Origin of the sequence: Enterococcus sp. FZMF (assembly GCF_030263915.1) — a bacterium.
Lineage (GTDB): Bacteria > Bacillota > Bacilli > Lactobacillales > Enterococcaceae > Enterococcus_D > Enterococcus_D casseliflavus.
In genome coordinates, this window is record NZ_CP127160.1 from 1530078 (window position 1) to 1552215 (window position 22138).

Sequence of the window (22138 nt, forward strand, 5' to 3'; positions counted from 1 at the left end):
CATGAAAAAGATTGCTTTATTTCCAGGAAGTTTTGATCCGCTGACGTCAGGTCATGTGGATCTGATTGAGCGAGGCGCAACGCTTTTTGATGAACTGATCGTGGGTGTTTTTACAAATACCAATAAAAAAAGTTTTTTTACAAGTGAAGAAAAAGTTCATTTAATTGAAGAAGCCCTCGCTCATATTCCAAACGTCAAGATTCTGGCGCAAGAAACGGAGCTGACGGTCACGATCGCGAAAAAACTAGGCGCCCAGTTTCTGCTCAGAGGCATTCGCAGTGTGAAAGATTATGAGTATGAGCGGGACATCATGGAAATGAATCATCACTTAGAACCTTCCCTGGAGACCGTCTTTCTTTTAGCAGATGCAAAGCATAGTTTCATCAGCTCCAGTTTGTTGAAAGAAATCTTAACCTTTAACGGCGATGTGGCGGAATATTTACCACAAAATATCTACGATGCTATAGTAAAGAAGCGTGATACCAATGAATCTTAAATCAACGATCAAATATGTTCTCTTGTTTGTTTTAGCACTGATCATCGCAGCCTGTGCCTTTTTGCCGATTCCTTATTATATCGAGCAACCTGGTGCAACGATCGATTTAAAAGAATTGATTACCGTCAATCAAAAAGAAGACACCTCAGCCGGCTCCTTTTCTTTAACCAGTGTCGGGATTCGACAGGCTACCGTGTTTACGGCGATTGGAACGAAATTCAATGAATTTCAAGACTTGATCAGTGAGGAAGAACTTTTAGGCGGTGCGACAGATGAGGAGTACAATCGCATCCAGCGCTATTATATGGAATCCTCGCAAAATAGTGCGATTGAGCAAGCATTAAAGCTGGCAGACTTGCCTTATGAAATGACCTATAAAGGGGTCTATGTCATGGGGATCGATCCAAATTCCAGTTTTGCGGGGAAAATATCCGTTGGAGATACCGTCACCGCTATCAATGGCAAAGAATTTAAAAGTAGCCAAGACTTTATCGACTATGTACAAAGTCAAACCATTGGTGATGAGATCACCGTGACTTACTTGCAAGATGGCGAAGAAAAAGAAGCAACAGGCAAATTAATTGAACTGGAAAGCAATCAAAAAGCAGGTATCGGTATCTCACTCGTCGATCATACAGAGATCACTTCTGATGAAGAGATCGTGATCGATTCTGGCAATATCGGTGGGCCTTCAGCTGGGTTGATGTTCACCCTTGAAATCTATGAACAGCTAACTGGAGATAACTTGCGTAAAGGCCATAATATTGCTGGAACCGGAACGATCTCAGCTGATGGGACGGTTGGTCGAATCGGCGGGATTGACAAAAAAGTAGCGAGTGCCAGCGAAAGTGGAGCAGAAATCTTTTTTGCTCCGGACGATGAAATCACTGATGAAGAGAGTGAAATAGATCCTTCCATTAAAACGAATTACGAAGAGGCAGTGGCAGCAGCGAAGAAGTTAGACACAGACATGAAAATCGTTCCGATCGCCAATGTTCAAGATGCATTGGACTACCTAGCAACACTAAAAGAAGCAAATTAAAACGGCACTTGCCGTTTTTTTTATTGTCTAAAGAATACAGTAGGCTCAAAGAAAAGGTTATGCTATACTTTTAGATAAGGAGTGTGAATCTAGTGGAATTAAAAAGACAACAACCGATCGTTGAAGCATATCATTTCGATATGAAACCGAAAGACAAAGAAATGGAAACAAAATTGAATGTCGGCTTTGCGCCGTTAAAAGTCAAAGATGAAGAATATATGGAAAAAAACAGTATTATTGGTGCCCGCTTAGAGTTCCAATTGGTGTTCCCTGATTACGTTTTGTCAGGACGTGTCGGACAAGTCAATCATATTTTGAATCGCAAAGTCAATTCTGGAGAGGATTTGACGAAAGCCGAAACTGATCGCTTGGTTGAGCCCTTGTTTGATATCGTCAAACGCTTGACTTATGAAGTGACAGAGATCGTGACCGACAAACCAGGTTTACAATTGAACTTTAATACCAATTCGAACGCTGCGCAAGAAGCGAAGGAAGCAGACGAATAACGAGAAATAGGAGGGATGCCCATTGTTTTCCAATCAAATGCAAGTGATGCTATACGTCGACGATGTGACGAAAGCAGTTGAGTTTTGGCAAGAACTAGGGTTTGTGATCATTGAACAACAAACCGTTGATGGAACATCCGTCGTTGAAATCGCGCCATCAAAAGAGGCGGAGGCACATTTTATTTTATATGACCGTGAGTTTATCGAAACACATTCACCTGAAGTCGCTTTGAATTCCCCATCGATCATGTTTTTTGCAGAAGATATTACGACACTTTATAAGAAGCTTTTAGAGATGGAAGCAGAAGTGGGTGAATTGATTCAGATGGAAGAACAACTGGTTTTCAATTTTGCCGATCCGGATGGCAATTACTTTGCTGTTTCAGGAAAATAGCTTTTGTCGATCGTAACCAATCATTCGTCCTTTGAACCCGACTTTATGTTGTCGTACTGTTCAGGACAAATGGTTGGTTTTTTCGTTTTATTGCAAGACATTTTACAGGCAAAGGTCTAAAATTGATAACAAGAGAATCAATTGCCTTTAAGGAGGAAATGACTATGCAAAACTATCTATATGCAATCAGTGATATTCATGGAATGGCCGATCTGTTTAAAAAACTTCTTACCGATTATGACCCTAAGCTCCATCAGCTGCTTTTGATTGGAGATTTAAATGATCGGGGGCCGAAGTCAAAAGAGTGTTTTTTTCTTGGAAAAAAGTTAGTCGAAGAATACCAAGCGATTTATTTACGCGGCAATCACGAAGAGTATTTTCTGCAATTTCTAAATGCCCCTGAGGATTGGTTTGCCGCTTACGTACGCAATGGCGGCAAAGAAACGATTGAAAGTCTTTTGCATACAGGCGCCACTGAGGAGTATTCGCCGACGGAAATCGCCTTAATGATCCGCAGTAGCTATCGAGACTTAATAGAGTTTTTGATGGAGCGACCGCTTTATTACGAATGGGGAAAGTATCTCTTTGTTCATGCGGGCGTGGATTTAAGTAAAAAAGATTGGCATAAGACCGCAGACCATGATTTTATCTGGATTCGCGAGCCGTTTCATAAAGGAAAAAACCGTACAGGAAAAACGATCGTTTTTGGCCATACCATCACGCCCATGCTGCATGGAGATATGCAGACGACGGATCTTTGGCAGCAAGACGACAAAATCGGCATCGATGGCGGGGCAGTATTTGGTGGATCGGTGCATGGCGTGATTTTTGATGACAAAGGGATCGTTCAGGACATCGAATACCAAAATTTAGCAGGTCCTTGGCAACCAGACTTTTAAAAGTCTTTTTGAGAAAAGGCAAAAGCAGCCATAGCAAGAGTCGCGAAAGCAACATTGTTTTCGTGCAATCTTGTTCGCTCAATGGCTGTCTTTTTTATGTTAAAATAGCAAAAGCAACAAAGGAAAGGTGAGAACAAATGGCAGAAATGAATCAAGAGGTACTTGATTTAGTAAAACAAGAATTAACCGCTTTTACCCAAAAACAAATCAGTACGGTGTTGCAGTTATTGCAAGAAGGAAATACCGTCCCCTTTATTGCCCGCTACCGTAAAGAAATGACGAATGGACTTGACGAAGTTCAGATTCGAGAAATTGAAGAGCGATACCAGTACTTAGAAAACTTAGAGAAACGCAAGCAAGAGGTTTTGCGTTTGATAGAAGAACAAGAAAAGCTAACGCCTGAACTATCACAGGCGATTTTAGCTGCGACAAAAATGCAGGCCGTCGAAGACCTGTATCGTCCTTATAAACAAAAACGACGCACCAAAGCGACGATCGCCAAAGAGAACGGCTTGGAACCATTTGCTCAGTGGCTGTTAAGCTTCCCAAAAGCAGGGGACGTTCAAGAAAAAGCGGCCGAATTTATTAGTGATGCTGTTCCTACTGTAGAAGATGTCTTAGCAGGCGCGCACGAGATCATTGCAGAAGGCGTTGGTGATACTGCAGAGTTTCGTAGTTGGATCCGCAGCTATTACACAAACAAAGGACTGTATCAAAGCACGGTCAAAAATGCTGAAAAAGATGAAAAAGGCGTTTATGAAATGTATTACGATTTCCAGCATCCTATCAATAAGATGGTATCCCACCGAATTTTAGCCACTAATCGTGGGGAACAAGAAGACATCTTGAAGGTCGCCCTTGTGGCAGATGAAGAAAAAATCATGGATTACCTACGTCGCAAATTGATCACGAATAGGGATTCACCCGCAGCCGGTTTTGTTGAAGCTGCAGCTGCTGATGCGCTGAAACGGTTTATTTCACCAGCCATCGAACGAGAGATCCGCAATGAATTGACAGAAAAAGCTGACGAACAAGCAATTGCGATTTTTGGAGAAAATCTTCGCAATCTGTTGCTGCAGCCGCCATTGAAGGGCAAAGTCGTTTTAGGTTTTGATCCCGCGTATCGTACAGGCTGTAAACTAGCCGTCATTGATGAGACTGGAAAAGTACTAGCGATCGAAGTGATCTATCCTCATAAACCAGCGCCTATGAATAAGCGAGAAGCTGCCGGACCAGCGTTTCGTCGCTTATTACAAACCTATAAAGTCGAGATGGTCGCAATCGGTAATGGGACTGCGAGTCGGGAATCAGAGCAATTCGTCGCTGAACAATTAAAATTGATCGATCAAGAAGTATATTATGTGATCGTGAATGAGGCAGGCGCTTCTGTTTATTCTGCCAGTCCGATCGCTCGTCAAGAATTCCCTGATCTGCAAGTGGAAGAACGCAGCGCCATCAGTATTGGTCGCCGTCTGCAAGATCCCTTGGCAGAATTAGTCAAAATTGATCCACAATCCGTGGGCGTCGGACAATACCAGCATGACGTTTCGCAAAAACGACTCGCTGAACAATTGGATTTTGTTGTTGAGACTGTTGTCAACCAAGTTGGCGTTGACGTCAATACCGCAAGTGCGGCACTCTTGCAGCATGTAGCTGGTTTAAATAAAACCACTGCTCAAAATATCGTGACTTATCGAGAAGAAAATGGTGTATTTACGCAGCGGAATCAACTGAAAAAAGTCCCTCGCTTAGGACCAAAAGCTTATGAACAGGCGATCGGCTTTATGCGGATACCTGGCGGAAAAGTCATTTTGGACAATACCGGGATCCATCCAGAAAGTTATGACACTGCCAAAGAAATTTTGGCGATCGCGGGTATTTCTTTAGCGGAGCTAGGGAAAGAGCAAATGGAAGAAAATAAAGCGAAACTTGCTCAACTACGCCCAGCGGAGCTTTCCGCAAAATTGTCAGTCGGCAAAGAAACCATCACGGATATCTTAAAGGCGTTAATGCAGCCTGGACGCGATATGCGTGATGAAATGCCAGCGCCATTATTGCGAAAAGATGTGCTGAGTATGGAGGACCTAAAACCGGGAATGGAACTGAAGGGAACGGTTCGAAATGTGATCGACTTTGGTGCTTTCGTCGATATCGGTGTCAAACAAGATGGACTGGTGCATTTGTCGAAGCTGAGCCGTTCGTTTGTAAAGCATCCGAAAGACGTTGTTTCCGTCGGTGATGTCGTAACCGTTTGGATCGAGCAAGTAGATGTCAAAAAAGGCCGTATCAGTTTAACCATGGTCGATCCGGGAAATGCAAAATGACCCAACAAGAATTGCAGCATTTGGTGGAAGAGCTGTCGCTGTCTGTTTTCAACAAACCATTCACGCATCGAGCGGTGTTTAATTCTCGCTTAAAAACAACCGGTGGCCGCTACCATCTAAGTGATCACCACTTGGATTTCAATCCAACCATGCTCACAGAACACGGGATGGAGGTTTTTATCGGCATTGTCAAGCATGAATTGTGTCATTATCATTTGCACTTAGCAGGTCTTGGTCACCGTCACCAAGATCCTGCCTTTAAAGCATTGCTGGCAAGAACGGGAGGCTTGCGTTATGCACCTCCTGCCAAAAGGACAGCCAAACATCGCTATCGATGCCAAAATTGCGGCTGCGAGATTCGGCGGCAGCGACGGGTGGATATCAAAAAATATGTTTGTGGAAAATGTCGTGGACGTTTGCTAGAAATAGGAAATGATGAGAAAAGTCAAGTCGAAAAATAAAACTCGTTGCTATTTTTTTCATTTTGTATGATAATGTAGGTCGTGTGACAACCTGATATTTGTCAATACACGCGTTTTTTTACGACGCGGATTTGAGAAAAGAGGATTATAATAATGGAAAATCAAAACAAAATACATCATTTTGTTGGAATCAAAGGTTCCGGTATGAGTTCATTGGCTTTGATTCTGCACGAAAAAGGCTACCAAGTACAAGGCTCTGATGTGGAAGAATATTTCTTCACTCAACGTGATCTAGAAAAAGCAGCGATCAAATTGTTGCCTTTCGATAAAGCAAACATTCAACCAGAAATGGTCATTATCCAAGGGAATGCTTTCCCTGACACCCACGAAGAAATCGTACGGGCAAAAGAACTTGGTTTAGAAGTTACTCGTTATCATGACTTTATTGGCCAATTCATTCAGCCCTATACGAGTATTGCGGTGACCGGTTCTCACGGGAAAACCAGTACGACAGGATTGCTTTCTCATGTCTTAAGCGGCATCCGTCCAACAAGTTTCTTGATTGGCGATGGGACTGGTCATGGGGAACCTGATGCGGAATTCTTTTCATTTGAAGCCTGTGAATACCGTCGTCATTTCTTAGCGTATTCACCGGATTATGCAATCATGACCAACATCGATTTTGATCACCCAGACTACTTCCACTCGATCGAGGATGTCTTCTCAGCCTTTCAATCGATGGCAAGTCAAGTGAAAAAAGGCATCTTTGCTTTTGGTGATGATGAATACTTGCGTAAACTTGAAGCCGATGTCCCAATCTACTATTACGGCGTCAACGATAACGACGATGTCCAAGCAAAAAATATTGAACGCACCACCCAAGGTTCAGAGTTCGACGTCTTTATCCATGGTGAAAATATTGGCCATTTTGTCTTGCCAGCGTTTGGTCAGCACAACATCAACAACGCATTAAGTGTGATCGCTGTGGCTTACAAAGAAGGATTGGATATGAAAGAAGTTGCCGCTGAGATGATTTCATTTCCTGGAGTGAAACGCCGCTTTAGCGAAAAAATCGTGGCGGATATGACGATCGTGGACGACTACGCCCATCATCCTGCAGAAATCAAAGCAACGATCGATGGCGCTCGTCAAAAATATCCAGAGAAAGAAATTATTGCTGTCTTCCAGCCACATACCTTTACCCGCACGATCGCTTTGATGGATGAATTTGCGGAAGCATTGGATCTTGCAGACCATGTCTATCTATGTGACATTTTTGGATCTGCTCGTGAATCACGAGGAGATGTTAAAATTGAAGATCTAGGCAAGAAAATTCAAAAAGGCGGAACTGTGATCAAAGAAGAGAACGTATCTCCGCTATTGGATCATCAAAATGCTGTCGTGATTTTCATGGGAGCAGGCGATGTGCAAAAATTTGAAACAGCCTATGAAAAACTATTAAGCAATACAACTCGTAACGTATTGTAATCAAAGACTCTTGTGGCGTGTTTGCTGCAAGAGTTTTTTACATCTGAAGTTTTTGCAAAAGCAGCACCGCGAACTTGCACTTTTGTCGGCATCTGATAGAATATACTCAGATGAAACTATTCTTTTTGGAGGAATTAAATTTTGAATATAGGCAAACCGCGAAAAATAGGAAAAAGTATTGAAGATATCGAGGAAGGCGATTCGTTATCCTTAACAGAATCGATCGAAGACAATCAACTGTTGTTATATTTAGGGCTGACTAATGATGCCAATCCTTTGTATATACAACATGACTACACGCAAAAAACTGAGTACCAGCGTCCCATCGTACCATCCATTATGTTGATGGGGATCATCACCAGTGCCGTATCGAAACATTTGCCTGGTCCTGGCTCTCATGTAGTCAATTTTTCGGTAAACTTTATTGAACCTGTATATCATTATGAAACGTTGACCTTTGAATTCGAAGTGATCAAAGTGGATAAAATGAAAGACGTGGTAACTATTTCGGTTGAAGCGATCAACACAGAAGATCATCGTATTTTAGATGCTGTGGTCATGGTCCAGCCGCCAAAAGCAGTAGCAGAAAATGAGGAGGAACAACAAGATGAATAATTTAAATAATGAAACCGTCCAAGCCCAAGGCTTAAATCGCTTTTATTCGAAAGTGTATTTATTCTTCGGCGTTGGGCTTGCGATCAGTGCGATCTCAGCCTATATATTTGGGGAAGTCTTTCAAGCGCAAACCCTGCAATTTATCAGCAACTTTCCGCTAGGATTTACTGGTCTTTGGATCTTACAGATCATTCTAGTAATTGTATTAGGGGTGAAGGCGCAGAAAAATCCGTCCTTGACCGTTGCTGGCTTTTTAGTCTATTCGCTCTTGAATGGATTGACCTTGTCTGTGACACTGATGATCTATGATTTTGGATCGATCGTGGGAGCATTTGTTTCAGCAGCTGTCACTTTTGGTGTCATGTCAGCATTTGGGATCATGACCAAACGGGATCTAAGTGTGGTTGGTCGTATCGGCTATGGTCTGTTGATCGGGATCATCATCTCGACGCTCTTGAATGTATTTATTTTACGCAGTCAACCGGTTGACTTTTTCTTATCGATCGTGACCGTCTTTGTCTTTATGGGGATCACCGCTTATGACAATCAGCAAATCCGCAATGTATACTTCGCAACGAATGGTGGCGCAAATACAGGAGTGGCCGTTTTCATGGCATTACAACTATATTTGGACTTTATCAACTTATTCCTTGCGTTATTGCGAATCTTTGGAAAAAACAACTAAAAAAAGTGCGAGGAAACTCGCCTTTTTTTTTGTATAAAATGAGAGAGAAAACAAAGCAATTCATCGCTTTTGTGCCCGTTCTTTGATAGAATAAAAAGGAACTTTTTGAGAAAAGGAGTAATCAAATGCCAAAAAATAAATTACTACTCGTTGATGGAAATAGTGTGGCTTTTCGCGCGTTTTTTGCGTTGCATAATTCATTAGAACGGTTTAAAAATGCCAATGGGCTGCACACAAATGCCATCTATGCGTTTCATACTATGTTTGAAAATGTGATGGCAAAAGAACAGCCAACACATGTTTTAGTGGCTTTTGATGCTGGAAAAACCACCTTCAGGACAGCGATGTATGAAGATTATAAAGGCGGACGTTCAAAAACCCCTGGGGAATTTAAAGAACAAATGCCTTACATTCGCGAATTGATCAACGCGTTAGGTGTCCAATACTACGAATTAGATAACTACGAAGCTGATGATATCATTGGCACATTGGCAAATAAAGTCGACAAGGAGCTATTTGATGTCGTCGTTTTATCTGGCGATCGCGATTTGACCCAGCTGGCAACGGAGCACGTGAAAGTTGACATTACGGTCAAAGGAGTTAGCGAAATTGAAAGTTATACGCCCGCTCATGTGGCTGAAAAATATGACGGCCTAACGCCCTTACAAATCATCGACATGAAAGGACTAGCCGGCGATGCTTCCGATAATATTCCTGGTGTCACCAAAATTGGTGAGAAGACAGCCATCAAATTATTGAAGGAATATGGCTCCGTTGAGGGGATCTATGAACACATCGATGAAATGAAAAAAAGCAAGATGAAAGAAAACCTGATCAATGACCGTGAGATCGCCTTTCTTTCAAAACGATTAGCAACCATCGATGTGGATGCGCCCATTGAGGTCGATGTCGACAAACTGAAATATGAAGGCAAAGATTTAGAGAAATTGGTGCCATTCTACCAAGAAATGAACTTTAATAGCTTCTTAGAGAAGTTGCAGATTACAGCTGAACCAGTTGAGATGGAAGACATTTTGTTTTCGGTCGTTGAAGAAGTAACAGAAGATATGTTCCAAGGAGACACGGCATTGTATGTCGAGATGATGGGGGATAACTATCATTTGGAAGACATCGTCGGTGTTGCTTGGGGCAATCAAGAAAAAATTTATGTCAGCAATCGTGAAGAATTGTTTGAAAGTCCAGTCTTTACCAATTGGTTAAAAGACGAGGAGCGTAGAAAGTTCGTCTATGATGCCAAACGCACGTACGTGGCATTAAACCGATACACGACAGCACCAAAAGGAATCGCTTTTGATGTTTTATTGGCAGCTTATCTTTTAGACACGAATGATACGAATAATGACATCGCAGGTGTTGCCGCTCACTATGGCTATGATGCGATCCAATCGGATGAAGCGATTTATGGAAAAGGTGCGAAAAAAGGTCTGCCAACGGATGAGGAAGACTTCTTTGCTCATTTAGCCCGTAAAGTAGCAGCGATTACGAACCTAACACCAAAGCTTACGGAAGAATTGGCAGCGAAGAATCAAACAGCGCTATTTGAAGAAATGGAATTGCCTTTATCAATGATTTTAGCTGATATGGAGATTACTGGAATCAAAGTTGATGCGTCTCGCTTGCATCAGATGAAGGGCGAATTTGCGCAACGGTTGCATGAAATTGAAGAAAAAATCTATGCCGAAGCTGGTGAAACCTTCAATTTAAACTCACCGAAACAATTGGGTGTGATCTTATTTGAAAAAATGGGCTTACCAGTCATCAAAAAAACCAAAACTGGCTATTCGACAGCAGTCGATGTGTTAGAACAACTAAAAGAGCAAGCACCGATCGTTGAAGACATTTTGACTTATCGTCAAATCGCTAAGATCCAATCAACCTATGTAGAAGGCTTATTAAAAGTGATCCAAGGGGATGGCAAAGTCCATACACGATATGTACAAACCTTGACCCAAACTGGTCGATTAAGTTCTGTCGATCCGAACCTGCAAAACATTCCGATTCGTTTAGAAGAAGGTCGAAAGATCCGTGAAGCCTTTGTGCCACGAGAAGCTGATTGGGTGATCTATTCTTCTGACTACTCTCAAATCGAATTACGAGTGTTGGCACGTATCTCAGATGATACCCATTTGAAAGAAGCCTTTATCGAAGGTCAAGATATCCACTCAAGCACAGCGATGCGAGTCTTTGGTATCGAAAAAGCAGAAGATGTGACACCAAATATGCGTCGTCAAGCCAAAGCGGTCAACTTTGGTATCGTTTATGGTATTTCCGATTATGGCTTATCCCAGAATCTAGGAATCACCAGAAAAGCCGCCCAACAATATATTGATACGTATTTTGAAAAATATCCTGGTGTGAAAACGTATATGGAGGATGTGGTTCGTGAGGCGAAGGACAAAGGGTACGTTGAAACCTTGTATCATCGCCGTCGTTACCTACCTGATATCAATTCGCGCAATTTCAATATTCGGACTTTTGCTGAAAGAACCGCCATCAATACACCGATCCAAGGCAGTGCGGCGGATATCTTAAAGATTGCCATGATCGATTTGGCGAAACGTTTGAAAGAAGAAAAATTAGCAGCAACGATGCTGCTGCAAGTACACGATGAACTAGTCTTTGAAGTACCTGAATCTGAATTGCCTCGTCTTGACGCTTTAGTGAAAGAAGTGATGGAGCAAGCCGTTGCATTGCATGTCCCTTTACTGACAGACAGCAATTGGGGCAAAACATGGTACGATGCAAAATAAATGAGGTGAACAGAGGTGCCTGAATTACCAGAAGTTGAAACGGTCCGCAAAGGACTTGAAAAACTTGTTTTAAATAAAACGATCGAATCGGTCGAGATCCTTTGGCCACGAATCATCGAAAGTCCTGAAGTGCCGATCTTTTCGGCACTGTTGAAAGGGCAACGTTTTGAAAGATTTGAACGACGTGGAAAATTTTTGATTTTTAAATTGACAGATTATGATCTGATCTCTCATCTACGAATGGAAGGCAAGTACGAGTATTTTGAGTCAGAACCGATTGTCGATAAACATACACATGTCATTTTCCATTTTACGGATGGCAGTCAGTTAAATTACCATGATGTAAGAAAATTTGGTCGTATGACTTTAGTGGATAAAGACCAAAGCGCAGCCTATAAAGGCATCATGCAATTAGGTCCTGAGCCTAAGCCTGAATTGTTTTTATTAGAAGCATTTGAGCAAGGATTGAAGCGGTCTAAAAAAGCCATCAAACCCCTTTTGTTAGATCAAAAACTTGTGACTGGTTTGGGCAATATTTATGTAGATGAGGCGCTATGGCAAGCGAAGATCCATCCTGAACAACCAGCAGATTCGCTCACCCCAGCAGAAGCCAACGTGTTGCATCAAGCGATCATCGATGTCTTGGAACGCGCCGTTGAAGCAGGGGGGACAACCATTCGGACCTATCTCAATGCATTGGGCGAAGCAGGAAAATTCCAAATGTCATTAAATGTCTATGGCCAAACGGGCAATCCTTGCGGGCGATGCGGGACACCAATCGTCAAGACCAAGGTTGCCCAACGGGGGACGCACTTTTGTCCTCAGTGCCAAAAATTGCATGTGAGGTCCAGCAAATGAGTTTTGTCTTAGGGGTCACTGGCGGGATCGCCACTGGGAAAAGTACCGCAGTCGCGCATTTTCGCTCACTGGGCTTACCAATTATTGATGCCGATATCATCGCCAGAGAAGTCGTTGAACCGAATACGGAGGGCTTGCAGGCGGTGACACAAGCCTTTGGACCGCAGATTTTGACCGATGACGGACACCTGGATCGGCAAACCCTCGGTGCCCTGATATTTAATGATCCAGAAAAACGTCGCTTGCTGAATCAGACGCTGTCGCCATTTATTCGACAAGAGATTTTGTCTCAGATCGAAGAAAAAAGGCAGCAAGTGCCCTTGTTGATCGTTGACATTCCTTTGTTATATGAAGCCGACTACGACCAATACATGGATCAAACCGCAGTCGTCTATGTGCCAGAAGCGCTTCAAAAAGAGCGGTTGATGGCACGTAATCAACTGAGTGAGCAAGACGCGCAACAACGAATCGACAGTCAGCTTTCCATTGAGAAAAAGAAACAACGGGCCGATATTGTCTTTGATAATCAAGGAACGATCGCTCAACTCAATCAGCAGATCGATGAATGGTTAGCATCCTTAAACAAATAGATAAGACAGCAGGTTCCCTTCAGCAAAAGGGAACCTGCTATTTGTCTTTCAATAGCAAACCTAGCCCTATCATTTTCTAAAAAACAACTGGCGCTGAGTCACGTCGGAAACTGTTTGGTTTGGAAAGTAAGACGATCGTGTATGAATGGTTAAACATCATAGTACCAGCCCAGATTTATTTTGGAGTCACGATCACGCGATTGCTGGAAAAGGGATGAAGAACGATCGGTTGATCATAAAAAGAGGTGAGAACCTCCTCAGTAAAAATCGTCTCTCGTTGACCAGCGGCGTGGACTTCGCCGTTTTTTAACATCAGCAAATGAGTGAAAATCGGTAGTAGCTCTTCTGTATGATGGGTAACGTAAAGAAGAGTCGGCGTATTCGGCAGCTGTGAGAAAGCCTCCAGACGGGTTAGCAGTTCTTCTCGCGCAAATAAATCAAGGCCCGTACAAGGTTCGTCCAAAATGAGGATCTCTGGTTGTGCCATCATGGCCCGTGCGATCATGACAAATTGTTTTTCCCCTTGCGAAAGGACGTGATAGGATCGATGGATCAGATGCGACAAACCTAAGTCAGTCAAAAGCGTTTTTGCTTGGATCAGCTGCTCTTCTTCGTAGGACTCATAAAGGCCAATACTGGAATAAAGCCCCGAAAGAACGATCTCTTCGGCAAGATCGCGACCATAAAACTTGCTTTGCAGCGCTGAACTGACCCAACCAATGCGCCGTTGAAGATCGGGCACAGACGTTTTTCCGTAACGCTCACCCAAGACCGTTCGTTGACCAGAAGAAGGCCATAAACTTCCCGTGATCATTTGGAGTAATAAACTTTTGCCAGCACCATTCAGACCCAAAATCGCCCAATGCTCATCTTTTTTCACTTGCCAATTGATTGCTTTTAATAAATAGTTCTTGTCACGAACGAATGAAACCTGTTGGAAATCGAGGATTGTCATCTATTGTCGAACCTTAAACAGGTTCTTCACCTCCAGTTGTAAGAATATTCAGAAAATAATCGCTCATATTATAGCATAAAGAAAAACATTTTGCTGACTGTTTGGTATCGCATTCATATCTTTTGTCAGAAATCAGAATGCTTGTTATGATGAAAGTATACAGGAGGGATGATAACTATGGGTACTTTTAAAGATGAAAAAGATGTGATCGTTGGCAAAGCCAAAGAAAAAATCGGTGAGTGGACCAATAATGAAGAACTTGCCCACTCTGGAAAAGAACAAGCACAAGAAGGTCAAATCAAGAAAGAGCACGATCAAAAACGAGTCAATGAACTAGATGATCAAAATGATGAGCGTGATGCCCGCAATGATCGAACCACCCCTGAAAATGTCAGCAGCGAAGAACTATTGCGAGCTGAAAATCCCGATGCAAATAAAATTTCTTCGAATGATCGACGGGATGCAGACCAGCTGAAGCATTACACAGGAATTGAAGATAAATTATAAACAAACATGGATGCCTTCGTCTTCTAGACGAGGCATTTTTTGTTAATGAGACCAAAGAGAGGTTGAAAGACAACCACCTACACAGTTGACAATTTCTCAACCTCTCATTATAATCCATTAAGATCGCATGGAAAGAAGCAAAGAAATTGGGAGGTGGTCATCAAATGCTTATTTATGCATTGTGTACGACTGTCAAGAAAGTAGAACAGCCGCAATAGGAAACGGAAAATTAGAAAGAAGGCTTTTTTATGATCGAACCTTACCAATTTCATTCAATTAAACATCAAGTATACCAATTAGTACGAACGTATCAATCGGTCAATGATCCTCGAACGATCAAAACGGTTGAAACGATGACAAAAGACGCCATAGAACAATTTTTTCCTGAAGAAGAAACAGCACCACGAGAAATTTTAGCTGCTTTCTTTCAACCAGGGATGACGATCAGTCGCAGCAATGAGCTATTAACAGAGCTCAAAGAGTACGTCCGACCCTTTCAGGTACCGACAACAAAACAAATTGAAAAAATGTTTCGGAAAGTAAAAAAACTGAAAATACCTGATTTTGCTTCCGTTGATTTAAAAGAGACCACCTATCTTTCTTGGGATGATATCGGTAGTCAAAGTAAGTTTATGATCATTGCCACTGAAGAAGGGTTTACAGGACTTCACGGTCATGTCTCAACCGAGGTCAAGAAAGGAATCTGTCCCTTGTGTCAGCATGAAGGGAATGTCTCGATGTTTCTTTCTTTGACAAAAAGCAATGGCGATGGAACGTATACCAAACGGGGGAACTATATTTGCCGGGATAGCCAACGGTGCAATCAGCAGATGGAACAGCCAGCAAATTTGCATGACTTTGTTTCTTTGCTGCAAATGAAAGATAAATAACGAAATGAAACGGCAGAAAAATTTCTGCCGTTTTTTCAAATTCAAAAAAACAGTAGTTATAACATTATTTAAATTTTGTAATAAATGAACAGAATAAACCACTTTGGCTATTGTACCAACGGATTTCATGTTATAATTAATCATAGAAACCGATGACTTTACGTAAATACGTAAGCGCATAAGAGAGAAAATGAGGTGGAACTATGCAATGTCCAAAATGTCATCATAACAATTCTAGGGTAGTTGATAGTCGACAAGCCGATGATGGACGTGTGATTCGCCGCCGTCGTGAATGCGAAAATTGCGGCTATCGCTTTACAACATTTGAACGTATCGAAGAGGCACCCCTACTTGTCATTAAGAAAAATGGTGCCCGTGAAGAATTCAATCGCGAAAAAATCCTACGGGGCTTGATTCGTTCTGCTGAAAAACGTCCAGTGACAATGGATCAGATGGAAACGATCGTCGATCATGTGGAAAGTCGTGTTCGTGCTCTTGGTGAAAATGAAATTTCTACAACACAGATTGGTGAGTATGTGATGGAAGATTTAGTTGATTTAGACGAGATCGCTTATATCCGTTTTGCCAGTGTCTATCGCCAGTTTAAAGACATGTCAGTTTTCTTAAAAGAACTACAAGACATCGTCGAAAAAGCGAAAGAACCACAAGAATAGAGGGGGACAACAAGTGGGCAATAGTTTACCGAATCAATCGTACAAAGTGTTCAAAAGCCGTCCACTTACAACGGAAGGGAAAGACGCCCTCATTTATTTGTATCAACCAATTATTGAAAGTGATGCTTTAGCGTTGTATTTGACACTCGCAAGCGATGTCCAAGCCCAAAGCTTTTCTGGCGAGGAGTCGATGACGACCGTGCATCTAGATATCTTGAATGCCATGAATGCGGGAATGCCTCGCTTCATAAAAGCCAAGCAAAACTTAGAGGGCATCGGCTTGCTAAAGTCTTATGAGAAAGCAGATGCTCAAAACGGGAGCTCATATCTGTATTGGTTGCAAGAACCGGTCCATCCAGCAGCGTTTTTTCAAGATGAATTGTATGCTTATCTGTTGTTGGAAAGAGTCGGAGAGCGTAAATTTGATCAGCTGGTCAAGCTGTATCAACCAAAGCAGTGTTCCTTGACCGATTATCAGGAAGTGACCCAATCCTTCTCAGCCGCCTATGGGTTAAATACCGCACGTTTTGCTTCACATGAAGAAACGTTACAGGCAGTCAGTGATTCTTTTCAGGAAACCAATGCGAACTTGGTGCTTGACGAAAACCAGTTGGATTGGGACTTTCTTTTATATGAAGCGCAGCGTCGGTATATCCGTGCTGCTAATTTCACGCCAAGTTTTCGACAAAAGTTAGTTCTATACCATTCTTTATATGGCTATGATGTGTTGGAATTGTTGGATTTGATGGCGGACAATGTTTCTTTGACAACAGGCGAGGTTGACCAGAAGAAGCTGGAACAAACCATCATGAAGAAATCACGACAAACATTCACGAAAACATCAAAAAGAGAAGATCCCCAAGCGGAAAGTCAGTTGCGCCGCTTCAATACCTTAAAACAGAATGGTTTTTCAGAAAATGATGTGTTATTGATTCAAGAAAGTGAGAACAATGCACCGATCGCTTTTCTTAAGGCGATCAAAGCGGAAAAAAACAGTTTCATGACGGATTCAGAACAATGGCTGATCAAGAGCCTTGTCGAACGGTCACCATTGCCAAATAGTGTGATCAATGTTCTGGTTCATTATGTCTTGGTGGTCCAAAACAATGCCGCTTTGTCAGGGAATTATGTGAACAATATCGCCGCTCAGTGGTCAGAATTAAAAATTGGTACGGCAGAAGATGCCATCAAACATGTTCGGAGCCTTGTTCGAAGTGCCAAGGAAAAACGCAGCCGACCACAAACCAGCGGCAAAAAAATCATTCGCGAAGAAAAGTTGCCTTCTTGGGCTGAAAAACCAGTGGAAGAGACAGCATTAACGCCAGAGCGACAAGCAGAATTAGATAAAAAACTGCAAAACTACTTGCATAAGAAAGCTGGTGACAAGTAATGGAAGATGTAGGGAAAAACTTAGGAAAACTATTGGATAAACGCAATTACCGTGATCAGTTTTCAGCAATGATGGCAGAGGTTTTACAAGATCCTGATGTCAAAGCGTTTATTGCCGAAAATGAAGAGGTATTGACCGAAGCAGATATTCAAAAAAGCTATGCGAAACTGTATGAGTTCGTCCAAGAAAAGCGGAAATTCCGCATCAATGATCCATCCATGATCGCACCGGGCTATGAGCCGCGCTTAGCGTTAAATTTTCATTTTATTGACGTCACCTATGTACCAACGAAAGAACTACTGGCATATCAGAAACAAGAAGAAATTCGCAGCCGCATCAAAGCGATGGATATGCCTAAAGATATACAAGAAGCAAGTTTTGCAGATTATCAGCAAACGCCTGGCCGAATGGAGGCCATCGCAGCTGCCGTTGATTTTATTAGTGAGTTGACAGCCAATCCGCAGGAGTTTCATAAAGGACTTTACTTTGTGGGAAGTTTTGGGATCGGAAAAACCTATCTGCTTGGCGCGATCGCCAGAGATTTAGCGGAGGCAGGCTACACGACGACATTGGTTCACTTCCCGACATTTGCAGTAGAGATGAAACAAGCAATCGGCAAAGACCAGGTGGGGGATAAGCTGAATGCAGTGAAAAAAGCCCCAATCTTAATGATGGACGATATCGGTGCGGATGCGATGAGCAGTTGGATACGTGATGAAGTCTTCGGTGTGATTCTACAATACCGAATGCAAGAGCAACTCCCGACGTTTTTTACCTCGAATTTTACTATGCATGAGTTGGAGCAGCATCTTTCAGTAACGCAACGCGGCGAATCCGAACCATTGAAAGCCAAACGTATTATGGAACGTATTCGTTACTTGACACAAGAGATCCAAATGACGGGCAAAAATCGACGAAATGATGCCTAAAAAATGACCATTACTGGAGGAAGAAGATGATGAAAAAACAAGTGATTCTAGGCTTGTCCTTAGCAGCAGTGCTGCTGTTAACGGCTTGTGGCAGTCCCGAAAACAACAATGCATCAAGTGGCGATAACACGCCTTCTGAATCAAGTGAGAATGCTAGTTCCGTTGCCAATAGTTCTTCAGAGAGCGAAACAGCGACGGTTTTTACTGGTATTATTCAAGAAGATGCCCGAGCAGGTTCAGATGATACCTTTCAATTATTTTTGAAAGACGTAGCGGCAGTTGAAGATGAGGATCAAGTCGTCCAAAGTTTTCAAAATGATGGGGTCATTCTCCATGTCCCTATCGAGGCCTATTCAGGAGAGATCGAGGAGTTAGTTGAAGGAGACAAAGTCCAAGTGTCGCTGCAAGGCGTCCCGATCATGACGATGTCGATCCCACCGCAAATTCCCGGTAACTCGATTCAAAAGGTTGAATTAGTGAACGATTAATGCAATGTGCGCCTTGGCAATGGCACCACAGTCAAGACGCACATTTTTTTCTATTTATGGAAAGCGTGTTATACTACGAAAGAAGGAGTGACAATATGAACGAACATGCATTATCGGATCGTTTGGCTTGCGTGGGCGAACAAATTCCCGACCAAGCACGTATCGCCGACATCGGCTCCGACCATGCTTATTTACCTGTGGCATTGATGCTGCAGAACAAAATCACTTATGCTGTAGCTGGAGAAGTCGTTCAAGGACCTTATGATTCTGCCAGTAAACAAGTACGTAAAAACGGGCTAACAGAGAAGATCGTGGTGCGCTTAGCAGACGGATTGGACGCTGTTCAGCCGGAAGATAAGATCGACACGGTTGTTGTTGCTGGAATGGGGGGGACTTTGATTCGCTCGATTTTAGAAGAAGGCAGCAGAAAAAATCGCTTAGCGGGGGTCAAACGTTTGGTCTTACAACCGAATGTTGGCGAAAGGACCTTGCGGGAATGGCTCGTTGATCACAATTTTACGATCATTCATGAAGTGCTGTTAGAAGAAAATGACAAAAATTATGAAATCATCGTTGCGGAAACTGGAAAAGCGACGTACACGACCCAGCAATTATTTTTTGGTCCCTTTTTATTAGAAGAAAAAAATCCAGTTTTTTATAAAAAATGGCAGCATGAATTGAAGCAGTGTCAACGAGTGGTCAAAGAGTTAGAGAAAGCCAAAGAACCACCTGCTGAGAAAATGAATGAATTGAAAGAACAAATCGAATGGATCAAGGAGGTACTGGCATGATTTCTGGTCAAGAATTTATCAAACGCTTTGAAGCATACTGCCCGTTATGGTTGGCAGAAGAAGGCGATCCTGTTGGTCTGCATGTCGGTACATTAAACAAACCCCTCGAGCGAGTCATGATGACCCTTGATGTCCGTCCAGAAGTGGTAACCGAAGCCATCGAGAAAAAGATCGACTTGATCATCGCGAAACATCCACCGATCTTTCGCCCTTTGAACCGCTTGCTGACCGATGATCCGCAACAAAAGATGTTGATGGATCTCGTCAAGCATGATATCGCCGTTTACGCCGCCCACACCAATATGGATATTATTGAAGACGGGTTGAACGATTGGTTTTGTGAACTGCTAGAAGTTGAACCAGATACGTACTTAAAGCAAACCCATCAAGTAAAAATGAAGAAGTTAGCTGTATTTACGCCTGTTGAATCGGCACCAGCATTGCGAAAGGCATTAGGAAAAGCTGGTGCTGGTCAGCAAGGCAATAACCAAAACACCAGCTATTCATTGATTGGCACCGGTCGCTTTACACCACAGCAAGCGGCGCATCCTGCCATCGGTGAGATCGGAAAAGAAGAACAGGTGCAAGAAGCGAAAATCGAAGTCATTTTTCCAGAAACGATCGAGAAAAAGGTCCTTTCGGCAATGATCGCTGCTCATCCTTACGAAGAGCCAGCTTATGATCTGTATGCCTTAGACAATTTGCCGAAGACCTATGGAATCGGACGGGTTGGCAACCTCGCTGAGCCTCTTTCCATTGATCAGTTTGTCGCACGTGTCAAAGAGCGGTTTGGTTTGACTGCTTTACGGGTTGTCAGTTTTCCTAATGCACCTGAAAAAATTCAGCGAATCGCCATTTGTGGCGGCAGTGGTCAATCGTTTTATTCGGATGCCTTACGCCATCAAGCGGATGTGTACATCACTGGCGATATCAGTTACCACTTCGCCCATGACATGCAAGCCAATGGGTTGATCGGGATCGATCCAGGGCACAATATCGAAAAGGAATGTATTCCTCGGTTTATTGAGAAATTCAATCAGTGGAAAGCAGAAGAGAATTGGGCTGTGACCTTTGTTCCTTCCACCACTTCAACAAATCCATTTGACTATAGATAGGAGAATCTTTTATGTACGAAAATTTATTGCCTCGCTTTTTAAAATATGTCAAAACAGAAACTCGCTCAGATGCGACAAGCACCACAACACCTTCCACCCAAACACAAGTCGCGTTTGCTAAAGAACTGCAAAAAGAACTTGAAGAATTAGGATTAAGCGATGTTCATTACAATGAATCCAATGGTTTCGTGATCGCAACATTACCAAGTAACGTCGATCATGACGTGCGCTCCATCGGTTTTATCGCCCATATGGATACCGCCGATTTTAATGCAGAAAATGTTGATCCGCAGATCATCGAAAATTACGATGGCGAATCGACCATTAAATTAGATAAAGAAGGAAAATACACATTAAACACAAAAGATTTTCCGAATTTAAAAAATTATGCTGGCGAAACCTTGATCACTACTGATGGTACCACTTTATTAGGTTCTGATGATAAGTCAGGTATTGCAGAAATCATGACAGCCATGGAAATTTTACTGAAAAACCCAACGATCAAGCATGGGGAAATCAAAGTCGCATTTGGACCTGATGAAGAAATTGGTGTTGGTGCCGATAAATTCGATGTGGAAGATTTCAATGTTGATTTTGCCTATACAATGGATGGCGGTCCAGTAGGAGAATTGCAATACGAAACCTTCAATGCGGCGCAAGCTGAAATTACGATCCAAGGAAAAAATGTCCACCCTGGAACTGCTAAAGACACCATGATCAACGCCTTGCAACTAGCAGTCGATTTTCAAAATGCGCTACCTGCTGATGAAGTTCCTGAGAAAACCGAAGGGACAGAAGGGTTCTTCCATTTGATGAGCCTTAGTGGTTCAGTAGAAGAAGCGAAAATGGCATACATTATTCGAGATCATGACCGGAGTCGTTTCGAAGAAAGAAAAGCACAATTATTAGCGGTTCAAGAAAGCTTGAATGCCCGCTTTGATGAACCACGAGTGCACGTTCATCTATATGATCAATACTACAACATGAAAGAAATCATCGAAAAAGATATGAGCATCATTGATTTAGCGAAAGATGCGATGAAAGCAGTTGGAATCACACCGATGACAGAACCTGTCCGTGGTGGGACCGATGGCTCGAAAATCTCCTATCTAGGGATTCCAACGCCGAATATCTTTGCTGGTGGAGAAAATATGCATGGACGTTATGAGTTCGTCTCACTACAATCAATGATGAAAGCGACCGATGTGATCGTGAAAATCGCCGAACTGAATGCGCAAGCATAGCAGCAGCTTCTTCATTGAAAGAAAAGAATAACTTTAGGGCTGGGAACTCTTCACGCAGGTCTTGC

At 42.6% G+C, this 22138-nt stretch carries 23 protein-coding genes; 22 read left to right on the forward strand and 1 reads right to left on the reverse strand.

Going from position 1 to position 22138, the window contains the following annotated elements:
- The first annotated feature begins 1 nt into the window (after position 1).
- From coaD to coaE, 13 genes are all read left to right on the forward strand, one after another.
- Positions 2-496 (forward strand): pantetheine-phosphate adenylyltransferase, encoded by a 495-nt coding sequence (gene coaD, locus QN079_RS07315; RefSeq protein WP_005231326.1) that lies wholly within the window; start codon positions 2-4, stop codon positions 494-496.
- Positions 486-1538: a SepM family pheromone-processing serine protease gene (locus QN079_RS07320; RefSeq protein ID WP_289230606.1), complete on the forward strand. Its 1053-nt coding sequence runs from the start codon at positions 486-488 to the stop codon at positions 1536-1538. The genes coaD and QN079_RS07320 overlap by 11 nt, the downstream gene beginning before the upstream one ends.
- Before the next feature lie 92 nt (positions 1539-1630).
- Positions 1631-2044 carry a DUF1149 family protein gene (locus tag QN079_RS07325; RefSeq protein WP_005225990.1) on the forward strand — a complete coding sequence of 138 codons (414 nt, stop codon included), beginning with the start codon at positions 1631-1633 and terminating at the stop codon, positions 2042-2044.
- A gap of 22 nt (positions 2045-2066) precedes the next feature.
- Complete coding sequence (locus QN079_RS07330; RefSeq protein WP_289230607.1) at positions 2067-2438, forward strand: VOC family protein; 372 nt, start codon at positions 2067-2069, stop codon at positions 2436-2438.
- Positions 2439-2602: 164 nt separating this feature from the next.
- Positions 2603-3337: a metallophosphoesterase family protein gene (locus tag QN079_RS07335; RefSeq protein WP_289230608.1), complete on the forward strand. Its 735-nt coding sequence runs from the start codon at positions 2603-2605 to the stop codon at positions 3335-3337.
- Positions 3338-3474: 137 nt separating this feature from the next.
- Positions 3475-5661 (forward strand): Tex family protein, encoded by a 2187-nt coding sequence (locus tag QN079_RS07340; RefSeq protein ID WP_167821815.1) that lies wholly within the window; start codon positions 3475-3477, stop codon positions 5659-5661.
- Positions 5658-6122, forward strand: coding sequence for a SprT family protein (locus QN079_RS07345; RefSeq protein WP_289230609.1), 465 nt, complete (start codon positions 5658-5660; stop codon positions 6120-6122). Before QN079_RS07340 ends, QN079_RS07345 begins: the two co-directional genes overlap by 4 nt.
- A gap of 114 nt (positions 6123-6236) precedes the next feature.
- A complete protein-coding gene (gene murC, locus QN079_RS07350) occupies positions 6237-7571 on the forward strand; it encodes a UDP-N-acetylmuramate--L-alanine ligase (protein ID WP_005225995.1) in 1335 nt (444 codons plus the stop codon).
- 141 nt (positions 7572-7712) lie between these two features.
- Entirely contained in the window at positions 7713-8186 is a 474-nt protein-coding gene (locus QN079_RS07355) for a MaoC family dehydratase (RefSeq protein WP_005225996.1), read from the forward strand.
- Positions 8179-8871: a Bax inhibitor-1/YccA family protein gene (locus tag QN079_RS07360; RefSeq protein ID WP_074535957.1), complete on the forward strand. Its 693-nt coding sequence runs from the start codon at positions 8179-8181 to the stop codon at positions 8869-8871. Before QN079_RS07355 ends, QN079_RS07360 begins: the two co-directional genes overlap by 8 nt.
- Before the next feature lie 125 nt (positions 8872-8996).
- The gene (gene polA / locus QN079_RS07365; RefSeq protein ID WP_289230610.1) at positions 8997-11642 is read left to right on the forward strand and encodes a DNA polymerase I; all 2646 of its coding nucleotides are present in this window, start codon (positions 8997-8999) and stop codon (positions 11640-11642) included.
- Positions 11643-11657: 15 nt separating this feature from the next.
- Positions 11658-12500 (forward strand): DNA-formamidopyrimidine glycosylase, encoded by an 843-nt coding sequence (gene mutM / locus QN079_RS07370; RefSeq protein WP_086295289.1) that lies wholly within the window; start codon positions 11658-11660, stop codon positions 12498-12500.
- Positions 12497-13090 (forward strand): dephospho-CoA kinase, encoded by a 594-nt coding sequence (gene coaE / locus QN079_RS07375; RefSeq protein WP_074933979.1) that lies wholly within the window; start codon positions 12497-12499, stop codon positions 13088-13090. Before mutM ends, coaE begins: the two co-directional genes overlap by 4 nt.
- 175 nt (positions 13091-13265) lie before the next feature.
- Here the strand turns inward: coaE and QN079_RS07380 are convergent, their stop codons facing one another.
- The gene (locus QN079_RS07380; RefSeq protein WP_289230611.1) at positions 13266-14045 is read right to left on the reverse strand and encodes an ABC transporter ATP-binding protein; all 780 of its coding nucleotides are present in this window, start codon (positions 14043-14045) and stop codon (positions 13266-13268) included.
- Between the two features lie 168 nt (positions 14046-14213).
- On the opposite strand from QN079_RS07380, the gene QN079_RS07385 reads away from it, so the two are divergent.
- The 9 genes from QN079_RS07385 (at position 14214) to pepT (ending at position 22073) form a co-directional block, all read left to right on the forward strand.
- Complete coding sequence (locus tag QN079_RS07385; RefSeq protein ID WP_016609515.1) at positions 14214-14552, forward strand: hypothetical protein; 339 nt, start codon at positions 14214-14216, stop codon at positions 14550-14552.
- A gap of 248 nt (positions 14553-14800) precedes the next feature.
- On the forward strand, positions 14801-15442 hold the full coding sequence (locus QN079_RS07390; protein ID WP_005226003.1) for a FusB/FusC family EF-G-binding protein: 642 nt from the start codon (positions 14801-14803) through the stop codon (positions 15440-15442).
- Between the two features lie 203 nt (positions 15443-15645).
- On the forward strand, positions 15646-16116 hold the full coding sequence (gene nrdR, locus QN079_RS07395) for a transcriptional regulator NrdR (protein WP_005226004.1): 471 nt from the start codon (positions 15646-15648) through the stop codon (positions 16114-16116).
- A 13-nt stretch (positions 16117-16129) separates the two neighbouring features.
- Positions 16130-17506 carry a replication initiation and membrane attachment family protein gene (locus QN079_RS07400; RefSeq protein WP_289230612.1) on the forward strand — a complete coding sequence of 459 codons (1377 nt, stop codon included), beginning with the start codon at positions 16130-16132 and terminating at the stop codon, positions 17504-17506.
- Entirely contained in the window at positions 17506-18435 is a 930-nt protein-coding gene (dnaI, locus tag QN079_RS07405; protein WP_005226006.1) for a primosomal protein DnaI, read from the forward strand. Before QN079_RS07400 ends, dnaI begins: the two co-directional genes overlap by 1 nt.
- A 26-nt stretch (positions 18436-18461) precedes the next feature.
- Positions 18462-18923 (forward strand): hypothetical protein, encoded by a 462-nt coding sequence (locus QN079_RS07410; RefSeq protein WP_010748202.1) that lies wholly within the window; start codon positions 18462-18464, stop codon positions 18921-18923.
- A gap of 95 nt (positions 18924-19018) precedes the next feature.
- A complete protein-coding gene (locus QN079_RS07415; protein WP_289230613.1) occupies positions 19019-19714 on the forward strand; it encodes a tRNA (adenine(22)-N(1))-methyltransferase in 696 nt (231 codons plus the stop codon).
- Positions 19711-20829: a Nif3-like dinuclear metal center hexameric protein gene (locus QN079_RS07420; RefSeq protein ID WP_289230614.1), complete on the forward strand. Its 1119-nt coding sequence runs from the start codon at positions 19711-19713 to the stop codon at positions 20827-20829. Before QN079_RS07415 ends, QN079_RS07420 begins: the two co-directional genes overlap by 4 nt.
- 11 nt (positions 20830-20840) lie before the next feature.
- On the forward strand, positions 20841-22073 hold the full coding sequence (pepT, locus tag QN079_RS07425) for a peptidase T (RefSeq protein WP_005226010.1): 1233 nt from the start codon (positions 20841-20843) through the stop codon (positions 22071-22073).
- Positions 22074-22138: the final 65 nt, after the last annotated feature.